15 protein-coding genes are annotated in these 12956 nt (G+C 40.8%); all 15 read left to right on the forward strand.

What is annotated here, in order from left to right:
- Positions 1–203 precede the first annotated feature (203 nt).
- The 15 genes from ABJL82_RS01670 to ABJL82_RS01740 all read left to right on the forward strand — a co-directional run bounded on the left by ABJL82_RS01670 (position 204) and on the right by ABJL82_RS01740 (position 12925).
- Entirely contained in the window at positions 204–779 is a 576-nt protein-coding gene (locus ABJL82_RS01670) for a Uma2 family endonuclease (protein ID WP_347272952.1), read from the forward strand.
- Positions 780–871: 92 nt separating this feature from the next.
- Entirely contained in the window at positions 872–1153 is a 282-nt protein-coding gene (locus ABJL82_RS01675; protein ID WP_347272954.1) for a nucleotidyltransferase domain-containing protein, read from the forward strand.
- A 35-nt stretch (positions 1154–1188) separates the two neighbouring features.
- The gene (locus tag ABJL82_RS01680) at positions 1189–1548 is read left to right on the forward strand and encodes a HEPN domain-containing protein (protein WP_347272955.1); all 360 of its coding nucleotides are present in this window, start codon (positions 1189–1191) and stop codon (positions 1546–1548) included.
- 318 nt (positions 1549–1866) lie between these two features.
- Entirely contained in the window at positions 1867–2289 is a 423-nt protein-coding gene (locus ABJL82_RS01685; protein ID WP_347272956.1) for a hypothetical protein, read from the forward strand.
- Between the two features lie 123 nt (positions 2290–2412).
- Positions 2413–2943, forward strand: coding sequence for a hypothetical protein (locus tag ABJL82_RS01690; RefSeq protein WP_347272957.1), 531 nt, complete (start codon positions 2413–2415; stop codon positions 2941–2943).
- 502 nt (positions 2944–3445) lie between these two features.
- Entirely contained in the window at positions 3446–3598 is a 153-nt protein-coding gene (ccoS, locus tag ABJL82_RS01695; protein ID WP_347272958.1) for a cbb3-type cytochrome oxidase assembly protein CcoS, read from the forward strand.
- A 74-nt stretch (positions 3599–3672) separates the two neighbouring features.
- Entirely contained in the window at positions 3673–5805 is a 2133-nt protein-coding gene (ccoN, locus tag ABJL82_RS01700; RefSeq protein ID WP_347272959.1) for a cytochrome-c oxidase, cbb3-type subunit I, read from the forward strand.
- Between the two features lies 1 nt (position 5806).
- Positions 5807–5977, forward strand: coding sequence for a CcoQ/FixQ family Cbb3-type cytochrome c oxidase assembly chaperone (locus ABJL82_RS01705; protein ID WP_099325326.1), 171 nt, complete (start codon positions 5807–5809; stop codon positions 5975–5977).
- The gene (locus ABJL82_RS01710) at positions 5974–6555 is read left to right on the forward strand and encodes a cbb3-type cytochrome c oxidase N-terminal domain-containing protein (protein WP_347272960.1); all 582 of its coding nucleotides are present in this window, start codon (positions 5974–5976) and stop codon (positions 6553–6555) included. Before ABJL82_RS01705 ends, ABJL82_RS01710 begins: the two co-directional genes overlap by 4 nt.
- A gap of 1 nt (position 6556) precedes the next feature.
- The gene (ccoG, locus tag ABJL82_RS01715) at positions 6557–7957 is read left to right on the forward strand and encodes a cytochrome c oxidase accessory protein CcoG (protein ID WP_347272961.1); all 1401 of its coding nucleotides are present in this window, start codon (positions 6557–6559) and stop codon (positions 7955–7957) included.
- Entirely contained in the window at positions 7938–8645 is a 708-nt protein-coding gene (locus tag ABJL82_RS01720) for a sulfite exporter TauE/SafE family protein (protein WP_347272962.1), read from the forward strand. Before ccoG ends, ABJL82_RS01720 begins: the two co-directional genes overlap by 20 nt.
- A gap of 95 nt (positions 8646–8740) precedes the next feature.
- Complete coding sequence (locus tag ABJL82_RS01725; RefSeq protein ID WP_347272963.1) at positions 8741–8887, forward strand: hypothetical protein; 147 nt, start codon at positions 8741–8743, stop codon at positions 8885–8887.
- A gap of 118 nt (positions 8888–9005) precedes the next feature.
- Positions 9006–9137 (forward strand): hypothetical protein, encoded by a 132-nt coding sequence (locus ABJL82_RS01730; RefSeq protein ID WP_347272964.1) that lies wholly within the window; start codon positions 9006–9008, stop codon positions 9135–9137.
- A gap of 362 nt (positions 9138–9499) precedes the next feature.
- The gene (locus ABJL82_RS01735) at positions 9500–11062 is read left to right on the forward strand and encodes a hypothetical protein (RefSeq protein ID WP_347272965.1); all 1563 of its coding nucleotides are present in this window, start codon (positions 9500–9502) and stop codon (positions 11060–11062) included.
- Between the two features lie 417 nt (positions 11063–11479).
- A complete protein-coding gene (locus ABJL82_RS01740; protein WP_347272966.1) occupies positions 11480–12925 on the forward strand; it encodes a glycosyl hydrolase in 1446 nt (481 codons plus the stop codon).
- Positions 12926–12956: the final 31 nt, after the last annotated feature.

Here is a 12956-nt window from a genome sequence, read left to right on the forward strand (position 1 = left end):
CCGATGTCTTTACGGGAAATAAACAAACAAATATCTGACGAGCCTTTTCCCCACAGGTTTTTTAGAAACACAAAAGATTACAAAGGATACCTGTAGTGTAACTTAAAAAATCATTGCCCCTCCCTTTCTGTTAATGGTATTCTTTATTTGTGATATAACTATTGCTTCAAAACAATTTATTTTTTGTTAAGGAGTAAATTCCAATGAAAGGAACAGCAGAAATAGACGCCGTCCTGCATGAAAAGAAAATCTATACCTATGAGGATTATGCAAAACTTCCTGAAGGGTCACCATACCAGCTAATAGGAGGAAAGCTCATCATGACGCCTGCGCCATCCACTTATCATCAGGAGATATCAAAACGGCTCGAATATCTACTTTATGAATATGCGGAGCTTAAACAAAAACTGGGAAAAGTCTTTGATGCGCCAATTGATGTATATTTTGAAGAGGAGGAAACATATCAGCCTGATATAATCTTTATTTCAAACGACAGGATTGGGATAATAAAAAAAGAAAAAATAGAAGGCGCCCCGGACATTATTATAGAAATATTGTCTCCTTCTACCGCCTATTACGACCTGGTACACAAAAAAGATATTTATGCAAAACACGGGGTAAAAGAGTACTGGATAGTCGATCCAATAGAAAAATGGGTTGAATCTTATAAAAACGAGAACGGCAAATTTATCCTTATTGGGAGGGGACAAAAAGACGAAATTATAAATTCATCTGTCCTGATTGGTTTTAAAGTAAAGTTAGACGCAATATTCGTTTAATGCTTCTCTACAGGTAAAAAAAAACTGATGTAATAAATATATTCCATTTAAATTATCCTGAACGGCTTGGGATTGGAGATATCATTGCCGAATTGACGAAAAAATATCCTTTTATAAAAAAGGCAATCCTCTATGGCTCAAAGGCAAGAGGCGATTTTCTCGAAAATTCTGATATCGATTTACTCCTCGTTACGGAAGGTAGTGTCCCGATGCAGATGAAGTATCAGATATTTGATATTGTTTACAAGTATGAATTATTACATGATATTGTAGTTTCAATTGTCCTTGTGTCCGAATCGGATTTTAATAATAAAATGAATACACTTTTCATGAAGATAAGAAAAGAGGGAATAATACTATGGTTTAGCGAATAGGCAAGGAAGAAGGCAAACTTCTTGCTAAGGGTGAATTGCAAAGGGCAATTGATGAACTTAACGCTGCAAGGGTATTACACGAAAATAAATTTTATTATAAAAGTGTATCGACCGCATATTATTCTGTATATCATGCGGCAAAGGCCGCACTCCTGTTAAAAGGAATAGCTCCCCAAAGCCGCGAAGGGGTAGTAAGGATGTTTAGTTTGTATTATGTAAAAGTAAATGAAATTAGTATTGATATAGGAAAGATTATTGGACGACTCATGAAGCTAAGAGAAGAGGCGGACTATTATCCGGAAGCATCCTTTAATTGTGATGATTCGCTGGATACCCTTGAAAAGGCAACGATATTTATTGAAAGCATCCAAAAGATCGTAAAAGAAATAACATGATGAGCCTTTGCAGGATTATTTGTATGGGACTTTTTGGGATTTTTAAGAGAAAGGTAAATCCCGTTGCACTATGATTTAACTGAACATATTCTCCCATCATTTTTGAAAAAAGAAGAAAGGTAATAGTTTACCGCAACAGTTACATATACCTTTTGACAGTTTTTACTGTTTTTGATAGACTCAGGCCATGAAAACAGGAAATAAGATTTTTATCATACCTGCAATAATTACAATCGTTTTAGCGATTTCCGTAATAATTGCGCCGCCACATGCCTGTGCAAAGGAAGCCCCTTTTAATTGTTATTTAAGGAATTTCTGATGAAATTACTAACCATAGTAACCTTTCTGATATTATTAATTTGTTCAGCTTCAGTCGTTGCGGAAGAGGCAACTTTTAGCAGTGAGGACAGGGAGAGGCTGATCAGGCTTGAAGTGTTAATGCACGAATTCAAGGACTCGGTGGATAAAAGATTTGAAATCCTGAGAGATGATATGAACAAGAGGTTTGAGCAGATGTTTGGCTTTTTGTGGGTAATAACAGGCATATTCACCTCCCTTACCCTTGGTGTGATAGGGTTTGCCTACTGGGACCGCAGGACAATAATCAAAAAGGCAAAAGAAGAGACGATAGCAGAGATAGAAAAACAGGGATTATCGGCAAATCTCCTGCAGGTATTGCGTGAACTTGCCAAAGAAGATAGTAAACTGGCAAACGTTTTAAGGCAGTTTCATTTACTTTGAAAGCGGTAGTAGCTCAAACAATTGGTTTTGTACTTTGGGACAGGATGACCGCTGCGCCTGCTTCCAGAAAAACCAAAGTGCTTGAGGAAAGATACGGTTTAATTGTTATTTAAGGAATTTCTGATGAAATTACTAACCATAGTAACCTTTCTGATATTATTAATTTGTTCAGCTTCAGTCGTTGCGGAAGAGGCAACTTTTGGTCGGGAAGACAGGGATCGGCTGATCAGGCTTGAAGTGTTAATGCACGAATTCAAGGACTCGGTGGATAAAAGATTTGAACAGATAGACAAGAGGTTTGAATCCTCAAGAGACGATATGAACCAAAGGTTTGAATCCTTAAGAGGTGATATGAACCAGAGGTTTGAATCCTTAAGAGATGATATGAACCAGAGGTTTGAACAGGTAGATAAGAGGTTTGAGCAGATGTTTGGCTTTTTGTGGATAATAACAGGCATATTCACCTCCCTTACCCTTGGTGTAATAGGGTTTGCCTACTGGGACCGCAGGACAATAATCAAAAAGGCGAAGGAAGAGACAATAGCAGAGATAGAAAAACAGGGATTATCGGCAAATCTTCTGCAAGTACTGCGTGAACTTGCAAAAGAAGATAGTAAACTGGCAAATGTTTTAAGGCAATTCCATTTACTTTGAAAAAGGCTTTTAGCATCAACCCTTCACCGTAAACGCCGCTTACCGCACCAAACTTACCAACATACATATTGCCAAAAATTACATCGATGAACTGTTACAAATTTTAAAACGCCCCCAAAGCCAACAATATTTACTTCTAAAAACGTAACATTTTAGTTTTTTGAAAAAATTGTCCATGCCTTAACTGACACCGCAAGAGGGTATCTGCTTTCTATCCAATGCCAAGATGTATTTGAGCTTGGCTTCTTCTATCAAGTTGGCATTGGTTCCGGTAGTAATCCAGCAGTAGCAAGAAAGGCAAAGTTTGTTTTTGATTTAACAAAACATTTGTTTATAATTCCCTGTTGTGGTTTTTCACATTCATTAATAGATAAAACATATCGCAGCATCGCCGCAATTAAAGACCACCCCTCTTTCCCTTCCCCATACAATGAGGGGACGAAGGGGCGGCAAAAAACTTCATAAAAAAACATGTTTTTACAGAATAATACTATATCTAACAATGACAATACTTTACATAATGATTCCCATCTCAGTTGTTTTAGCGTCATTTTTTGTATATACCTTTTTATGGGCAGTGAAAAACGAACAATTTGACGATCTTGAAACACCAGCACATAAAATTTTAATTGATGACTGGAACAAAAAAACATAAGAAGTGCAACACTTTAAACAACTGAAGTGTTGCAAAAAAAAAATTATTAAATTTAATTGGAGAAAAGAAGAAACATGGGCGCATCAAACGTTGATACCTCAAATCGTATTCTAATTGAATATGATGACAAAATTGCCAGAATGTTCACCATAGCCACCATCGTTTGGGCGGCAATCGCCTTCACAATAGGGGTATTTGTGGCATTTCAAATTGCGGTTTGGCAATTAAATTTTAATACCGGCTGGCTTACCTACGGACGGCTAAGGCCGGTACACACCAACGCAAACATCTTCGCATTTGCCGGCAATGCCATTTTTGCCGGCATATACCATTCTTCTCAGCGGTTATTAAAGACACGCATGTTTTCCGATACCTTAGGCAGGCTGCACTTTTGGGGATGGCAAAGTATTATCGTACTGGCTGCCATTACAATACCGCTCGGGTTAACGCAGGGGAAAGAATATGCCGAGCTGGAATGGCCTATTGATATTCTTGTCGCTTTGGTATGGGTGATATTTGCCATTAATTTTTTTGGCACTTTGCTGAAACGCAATGAAAAACACCTGTACGTTTCCATCTGGTTTTACATTGCTACGGTCATTACCGTGGGAATGCTTTACATTATTAATGCAATAAGCCTGCCCGTTAGTTTGTTTAAAAGTTATATTGTATTTGCCGGAATACAGGACGCGCTTGTTCAATGGTGGTACGGACATAATGCCGTCGCCTTTTTCCTTACTACGCCTTTTCTCGGATTAATGTATTACTATTTGCCAAAAGCCGTAAACAGGCCTGTTTACAGCTACAGGCTTTCTATATTACACTTCTGGTCTCTTATCTTTATTTATATCTGGGCAGGTCCTCATCATCTTTTGAATACGGCGCTGCCTGCCTGGCTGCAAACCCTGGGTGTAATTTTCAGCGTTATGTTATGGGCGCCAAGTTGGGGCGGTATGGTAAACGGTCTGTTAACGATCCGGGGGGCATGGCATTTATTACGCACTGAACCAATCGTTAAATTTTTTGTGGCGGCCATTACTTTTTACGGTATGGGAACCTTTGAAGGGTCGCTTCTCTCCATGAAGCCGGTAAACGCTATTGGCCATTACACCGACTGGATTATAGGACATGTTCATGTGGGGACATTGGGCTGGAACGGATTTCTTGCGTTTGCGATGATATATTATATTGTCCCGAAATTATGGAAAACAGAATTATATAGCAAAAAACTCGCAAACATACATTTCTGGGCAGGTCTTTTAGGCATACTTCTTTATTACATTTCAATGCTGGCCGCAGGAATTACACAAAGTTTGATGTGGATGGAAATGGACAATAAAGGAAATCTTGTCTATCCGGAATTCATTGAAACCGTTATTCGCATAATTCCGCTCTTTTACTTCCGCGCAATAGGGGGAGTATTGTTCTTGGGCGGTTTCTTACTGCTGCTGTATAACATCTGCAAGACCATCAGACTATCGCCCCGCGATTTAAAAAATGATACAATACAAATAATTGTATCCCCTAAGGCCGTTCTCCTTTCAGAACACGGACACAGAAGGCTTGAAGGAATGGCGGTTACGTTTAGTGTTTTGGCGCTTATTGCCATCATGGTAGGCTCTGTCATTGAAATAGTCCCCACCCTTTCCATTCATAAATACATTACACCGGAGAACAAAATGGCGTCATTCACGCCTTTGGAACTGGAAGGGCGGGATATTTATATTAAAGAAGGGTGCCACAATTGCCATTCGCAAATGGTCCGGACGATGCCTCCGGAAATATTACGATACGGACACGCTTCCATTATTGAAGAATCCATGTACGACAGGCCTTCTCAATGGGGGTCGAAACGCACGGGGCCAGACCTTGCAAGACTGGGGAAAAAATACCCCGACCTTTGGCATTACATGCATATGATAAATCCCCGCGCCGTCATAAAGGAATCAATTATGCCCGCCTACCCCTGGCTGGCAAAGAAGAAGATTCACTTTTTCGGAATAAGAAAGAAGATATCCCTCCTCCATAAAATGGGCGCTCCCTATTCAGAAAAAGAACGGGCGGACGCAGATATTATGGCGGAAATACAGGCGCATGAAATTGCCGAATCTCTTAAAAAACAAGGCGTGAAAGAAAATGTGGAAGACAAGGAAATCACTGCATTAATAGCATATCTCCAGGCGCTTGGACAGAAAGGAGTTCAATAATATGAAACAACAGGCTTTAGCGCATTTTACCGATACGTATTTGGCGGCGATTGGATTTTTTTTATTCTTTTTTGTTTTTCTGGGCATCCTTTTTTGGATTCAAAGGAAGGGCGCTGCAAAACACTATGATTATATGTCCCATTTGCCGCTTCGCGAGGAGGAACGATCATGAACAAGGATACTCATGTAAAAGATGTTCCTGTGACAGGAGATGAATACGACGGGATTACCGAATATGACAACCCATGCCCGCCATGGCTGATGTATATTTTCTATACAACGATCCTTTTTGCCGTCTTCTACCTTGGGTACCATTTCGGAAGCGTTAGGAGCGGGAAATTGCATGTAGCCGCGACTGTTGTTCCACCTGCGAATATGACGCAGGCGGAAGAAGTACTGCTGGAACTGCCTGAAATAACTGAGGCGCAGCTCACTACGCTGCTGGCGGACAAGGATGCATTGGCAAAGGGGAAAGAGGTGTACGCCTCAAAATGTTCTTCCTGCCATGGAGAAGAGGGAGAAGGACTGATCGGGCCAAACCTGGTGGATAATTACTGGTTGCACGGCAGAGGGGGAATACGCGAAATAGCAAGCATAATCAGCGAGGGCATTCCCGACACCGGCATGGCTGCATGGAGAGGAAGAATTACAGATGAAAACATTCAGCGAACAGCCGCCTATATAAAATCATTAAGCGGTTCCATGCCTGAAAACCCAAGAGACCCGGAAGGAGAACTTGTAGAAGAATAATATGTCGAAAAACTTCTACAATCCGCCCCAGGAGGGTATTCGCATAACCCATCCTATGGCAGTTTACGGATTCTACAGAAAGTACAGAACCATTGTTGAAATAGCGCTGCTCATCGCATTTTTTCTGCTTCCATGGATAAAAATAAACGGTTTTCCTGCAATTCTCATTGACATACCACACAGAAGATTTTCGCTGTTTGGCTTACAATTCTGGGGGCATGACACGCCCATGCTCTTCTTCGTGATGGCAAGTTTTTCCATGGGAATCGTCTTTGCCACTTCTGCCTGGGGAAGGGTATGGTGCGGATGGGCTTGCCCGCAAACGGTTTTTATTGGAGCAATTTTCCGAAAAATTGAATCTTTCGTGGAGGGAGGCCATATTGCGAGAATCAAACTCCGGAAGGCGCCTTTTCACAAAGAGAAATTAATCAAAAAAACCGTTAAATGGTCTTTGTTTTTTCTGATAAGCACGGTTATCTCTCACACAATCCTTGCATATTTTGCCGGAGCAGAAAATCTCGTCTCAATGATTGCCATTTCCCCCTTTAAAAACTGGGCGGTTTTTCTGACCACAGGTATTGTCACCATTGTGGTAATGTTGAATTTTGGCTGGTTTAGGGAGCAGTTGTGCATATCAATCTGCCCGTACGGAAGATTGCAATCGGTATTAATGGACGAAAACTCCCTTGCAATAATTTACGATGAAAAAAGAGGTGAACCGCGAAAAGGGCTGCAACCGAAGACGGAAGAGGCGGGAGATTGCATTAATTGCTATAAATGTGTTGCCGTTTGTCCAACAGGAATAGATATCCGCAAAGGGCTGCAAATGGAATGTATTGCCTGCACTGCCTGCATTGACGCATGCGACACGGTGATGGCAACGGTAAAAAAGCCGAAGGGGCTTATACGGTATGAGTCGGAAAACGGCCTGAGAGGAAGACCCTCAGGTTTTTGGCGCATTAAAAACATTATTTATCTGGGATTAGTCTCCGCCTGCCTGATAGGATTAGCCTCCTATATTTCAAACAGGCCTGATTTGGATATTACCGTATTGAGAGCGCAGGAAAGTCCTTATCGGGTAATTACCAAATCCCGGGAAGAACCCCTCATCTCAAACCATTACACGCTGAATCTGAAAAACCAGAGCTTTCATGAGATAGAAGTGGATATTAAACACGCTGAAGACAGCAGGAATAAAGGGATTGAAATTATAGCGCCGACGTATCCTGAAATGATTGCGCCGGGAAAAACAACAAAAAACCATTTTTTCATAACGTTTCCCAAATCGCTTTTGAGCGAAAAAGGGCAACTGAATTTTCAATTACACATTGCCGCTACATCAAACAACAAAACAACCCGAAATTACATAAAGGAGTTAACCCTTGCCGGACCTGTCAAATAATATAATACAACGCATTGGAGAGATGTCACCCTTCTTTGTTCCTTTTGCAGTAATTGCCGCAAGCCTTATCGGCAGTGTCCACTGTGTAGGAATGTGCGGCGGCCTGGCATTAGCCGCAAGCGCTCACAGCAAGGCAGGTCTGATTTCATACCATATAGGACGCTTTTTGGGATACTTTTGCATTGGCGCCCTGGCGGGGCTTCTTGGCTCGAAATTTATCCATTCAGAAATGAAATACCTCTCTTTTGTATCAACGATTTTTCTGGGGATAACCTTCTTTATTATCGGATTCCGTATTCTGAAAGAGGGCAATTTGCACATAAAACAACCGTATTTTCTACGGTTATTTTACCAGAAAAGAGTAGGGCGTTTATTAGAAGCCAGGGTTTCGCCCAAGAGAACTGGTTTTTTAATAGGGATACTCAGCCCTTTACTGCCATGCGGATGGTTATATGGTTTTATCCTTATAGCCGTTGCTACGCACAATCCACTATGGGGTGGCATATTGCTTTTCTCGTTCTGGTTAGGCACTATCCCCGCACTCTCAGGCATTTCCTACCTGGCAAAAAAACCTATAAAACTCCTTAATAATAAGGCAAAGGCTTTTGTGGGCGTATTTTTGATTTTTATTGGCATATCAAGCGTAATCATAAAATTAACCGGCATGAACTCCAACTGTTGCCATTAAAAATCCAAAGGGACGTTGTCTTGTAATTCAGGGAACACCATACTTAATTATGGAATAATAGATGATGCTACTAAAAGGCTGAAAGGAGTCAAATAGTGTCAGTAATAAGCTTAAGACTGAAAGACAGCCTTTCCGATCTCCGCATGGAAATCACAGATACTGATAGTTTGGATTTCAGAGAAATGCTGAAAAAACAAAAAGAGGTTTTAATGAAAGTGGTGGAAACGTTACGGCAGGCATAATAAAGGAATTGCTCCCCTCTAAATGCCGCTGGAGTTGGGAACTACATTCACGGGTTCAGGTTTGTAACCTGAACCAAACATTTTATACTTTCAATCCAGCCTTCTATTAGGAGAACAAATGACAAATAAATTCCAGATTCTAAACAGGGATTTTGGGATTTGGGCATTGGAATTTTGCCGTAGTACATTGCCCCATTATACGCATAAACTCATAGGTTCAGGTTGCAAACCTGAACCCGCCGGGAATTAACAGCAGAGCATATTTTGAATTGTTTCATTTTTTGTAACATTTTAGTCTTTTGAAAAACGTATTACTACCTATAAGCTCCGTAGGAGCAGCCTGTTTGTAGCAAATTAAAATATTATAACAGATCGTAGAGACAGGTTTGAAACCTGTCTCTACAATTAGGAGCGACCTGTCTCTTTTAAATCCATATTAAACAGGTCTGCCAGAATATGGACAGGCCGCTCCTATGGAGCTATTTACCCGATTGAATTTTATTGCGCTACAAACAGATCGCCCCTAACGGGGCTACAGGGTATTTTTTTTATCCCATGAATTTTTCAAAAAGCTAAAATGTTACCACTTTTTCAAAAATGAGGAGGTTGAGAATGATCATGTTATTTAACTCAAAATATTCAAACAATCTAATCCGGAATTTATCCCTGAACAAACCTTTTTTACCTGCAGATTTCAACATTATTTGCAATAACACTTTTTTTAAACTCTTTAAAAAAATATTTTCCTTAAATATACCCAGATTAGTTATTCCGTTAACGATTATCATTTTAGCATCAATTGCAAGAGCCGGAGATCCGGAGGATTCTGTTTTTGGATATCATCCCGCGGCAGTATTGGAAAACGGCTATCCCAACAACGGCTTATTTGATGCTGAATATATTGGAGTCAAATGGACCCGCCAGGCAACACCGGCATATTGGTCAATAGTTCAGCCAGATGTAGATATTGATGAGTACGATTTTGATTTTTATGACCGTCAATGGGGAAATGTCCCTTCAAGTATGTGTATTATGGGATGCCTTGCTCCTGGTGGCGGACGAACATTGGAGGATTCATGGTTCCCAACTGATGAAGGACAATACACTGACTTTGTAAAAACAATTGTAGAGCGATACGATGGGGATGGAATCAACGATATGCCGGGTTTGCGAAACCCAATCAAATATTGGCAGGTGGGAAATGAGTTTGGGGGTTCTGGCTGGTCAGATTTCGCAGAATTACAAAAAATATCTTATCAGGCAATCAAAGATGCGTGTCCTGATTGTGCCGTGTTGCTTGGTGGGATATCAAGTTTATCGTTTGATTACATGTCCCGATTTGATGAACATTACGGATCCGTTATTGAAGAATTAAATGGCAATTTTATAGATATTATTGATATTCATTGGTATGAAGAAGCTGATGGTGGTTATCGTTTGAAAGACAACACAACCGGTGACGACATTTTGGACCATGTACGTGATTTTCTTGTTAAAAGCGGCTTTCCTGAAGATATACCTATTTGGTCAACTGAAATGGGTACATATTCAGGGCTGCCGGAAGGGTTGCCTTATCAAACGGAACATCAGCATGCAACTGATAATTTTAAGCGCTACATTTACGGATTATCAAGAGGCATATCAAAAATTTTCCAATCCTATGGAATGATGGAAGGCTGGCAAGATGAAGATGATATTTTTGACCACACGGGCTTAATTTATGAAGGGAAAAATTCCGGAGACAGAGGACTTGGAGTGAAAAAACTCGGATACTATTCTTACAAAAAAATGACTGAAACATTAGAAGACGCCGATTGGTCAACATTAGAAATGCTACATGATGGCGCCGATACTGATTTACTATATCTTTTCAGGATCATAAAAGATAATACGCCACTCTATATTGCCTGGTGGGATTATTTTGACGATCCGGATTATTTTCCGGGAAAGACGAGAGATCTGCGTTTAAGAGGAATTCCCGGAAACTTTATTACCGTTACAAAGGTTGTTCCAGAGTATGAATATGGGGAAGAAATAACCGATTATGATACGGCATTTACCGTTTATAACAGACCCATAAGAAGGGGCATTGTAAAAATCGCTCTGGACGAGACGCCTGTTTTCGTGGAGGCGCCTAAAAATGTCGATATACCACAGCTAAAAATAAATAAGTAAGTAAAAACACACGCATACAAATATAAAAATCTTTTGGACACCTGGACAGTAATTCAACAAACCTTATTAATTCAGGGGACGCCATACTTAATTACAGACTTTGTTTTTAAAATATTTAAGATGTGTTTATGTCCGGAATTGCTCGTGTAGTCGTACCAGAAGTCCCGCACCATATTACTCAGCGAGGAAATTGACGTTTGCAGACATTCTTCTGCGACGGGGATTATGATGCATGCATTATACATTGACTTGATAGTATAGAAATTTTCATTCGGCCGTGCGTCTCTACATCAAATTCCCCTCTTGGGAGGGGTGCGGGATGGGTAAAAATGAATGCCGCTGGGTTTTTGTCTTTTAAAACCCAACCCAATTTAATAACCGCCAAAACACATTAGTCTAAGGAAAGGTATCGGGAAAATGAATAATTACTGGATTAAAAAAACAGTTGGAGGCCTCCTCCTCCTGGTAATATTAAGCATCTCCTTTGTTAACGACTCTTATTCATACAGCCGCGAGAATTACGGCGCCCACTCCATGATTTACCCGGATATGCCGGAAGTTGACATCGAAGAACTCTTTTCAAAAAGTTCGGCATTGGGGGTTGCTTACCTGCGGCTTGATGTTCAGTTGTCTTCTATTTTTGTTCAGGAAGACGCACCTCCGGACTGGGAGCCAATGGATATTATTGTAGATTTGGCGGGAAAATATGGCATACAGATATTGGGAACACTCACTTCAATGCCAGATTGGGCAGGGAATTGTCCGTCAGGAGAGGCCACCTATGACCCCAATTTTTGTCCCCCTGCAGATTATGATCAATGGGCAAAATGGATTGCCATGATTGTGGGACGATACAAAGGCGATATTCATTACTGGGAAGTTTGGAACGAACCCAATGAATATACTTGCACCAGCACTGCATGCGAAGGATTCTTTTACGGCGATGCTTCGGAATATGCACAATTGCTCTCCACAACATATGACGCTATTAAGGTGGCGGACAGCTCTGCAAACGTGCTTATTGCGGGCGTTTTTATGCCCCTAAACCATGATGATCTCTCTGAATGGCTGCAAGAAGTGGCAGAAAATGCCCCGGATAAATTTGACATTGCCAACATTCACGTTCGTGATGATCTCGATAAATTGCCCGATATGGTTGCAGAGTTTATAGAGATGTTTTCATCGATAGGTTTCAACGGTCCGGTATGGGTATCGGAACATGGATACACATCTGACCCTAATTATCAAACGGACAAGAATTATAAAAACGGCCTCATATCGCAGGCGGAATACTATGCTTCCTCCATAAATGACATTCTGGACAATGGCGTTGATAAGGTATTTGTCACCTTGAGGGATAATGATGAATTAGAGGCGGCAGATGTTGCAGAAGGATTGCTCGCACAGGTCATAAATGACCAAACCACCGGCGAAGTAACTTTTATTGAAAAGCCATCATATATAGCAGTACAGGAACTTATAAATGCAGATGCAAGTGCAACCCCATCTTCAACCGTAACCCCAACACCAACTCCAACTCCAACACCAAGTCCGGCGCCAGGTGAATGTGATGCGAAATCTATAGCGGCGGCGTATGAATTAAACCTCGCAAGGGAAGAAAGTGAAGAAGTTATCGTGACGGTGAAGGGCGACAATGATTGCTTCTCTGAGGGCATTACGGTAAAAGCAAAAATAAAAAAGGGGAAGAAGTTTATAAAAATACCGGCGAAAACGGCAAAAACCGATAAAAACGGTGAGGCAACATTCACCATCACTGCCGGAAATAAGAAAGGCAATGCAAAAGTACTCTTCACCGCAGAGGGGTTAAAGGCAACGCTCAAGGTAAAGGTTGGCAAGGAGTAATACAAAAATGATGTGAGGGGTTGCGGAAAAT

Origin of the sequence: Candidatus Kuenenia sp., from assembly GCF_039794105.1 — a bacterium.
Taxonomy (GTDB): Bacteria; Planctomycetota; Brocadiia; order Brocadiales; family Brocadiaceae; genus Kuenenia.

Coding starts and splice junctions, on each gene's coding strand:
- ABJL82_RS01670 (WP_347272952.1), top strand. CDS start 204: ATGAAAGGAACAGCAGAAATAGACGCCGTCCTGCATGAAAAGAAAATC.
- ABJL82_RS01685 (WP_347272956.1), top strand. CDS start 1,867: ATGAAATTACTAACCATAGTAACCTTTCTGATATTATTAATTTGTTCA.
- ABJL82_RS01690 (WP_347272957.1), top strand. CDS start 2,413: ATGAAATTACTAACCATAGTAACCTTTCTGATATTATTAATTTGTTCA.
- ccoS (WP_347272958.1), top strand. CDS start 3,446: ATGACAATACTTTACATAATGATTCCCATCTCAGTTGTTTTAGCGTCA.
- ccoN (WP_347272959.1), top strand. CDS start 3,673: ATGGGCGCATCAAACGTTGATACCTCAAATCGTATTCTAATTGAATAT.
- ABJL82_RS01705 (WP_099325326.1), top strand. CDS start 5,807: ATGAAACAACAGGCTTTAGCGCATTTTACCGATACGTATTTGGCGGCG.
- ABJL82_RS01710 (WP_347272960.1), top strand. CDS start 5,974: ATGAACAAGGATACTCATGTAAAAGATGTTCCTGTGACAGGAGATGAA.
- ccoG (WP_347272961.1), top strand. CDS start 6,557: ATGTCGAAAAACTTCTACAATCCGCCCCAGGAGGGTATTCGCATAACC.
- ABJL82_RS01730 (WP_347272964.1), top strand. CDS start 9,006: ATGACAAATAAATTCCAGATTCTAAACAGGGATTTTGGGATTTGGGCA.
- ABJL82_RS01735 (WP_347272965.1), top strand. CDS start 9,500: ATGATCATGTTATTTAACTCAAAATATTCAAACAATCTAATCCGGAAT.
- ABJL82_RS01740 (WP_347272966.1), top strand. CDS start 11,480: ATGAATAATTACTGGATTAAAAAAACAGTTGGAGGCCTCCTCCTCCTG.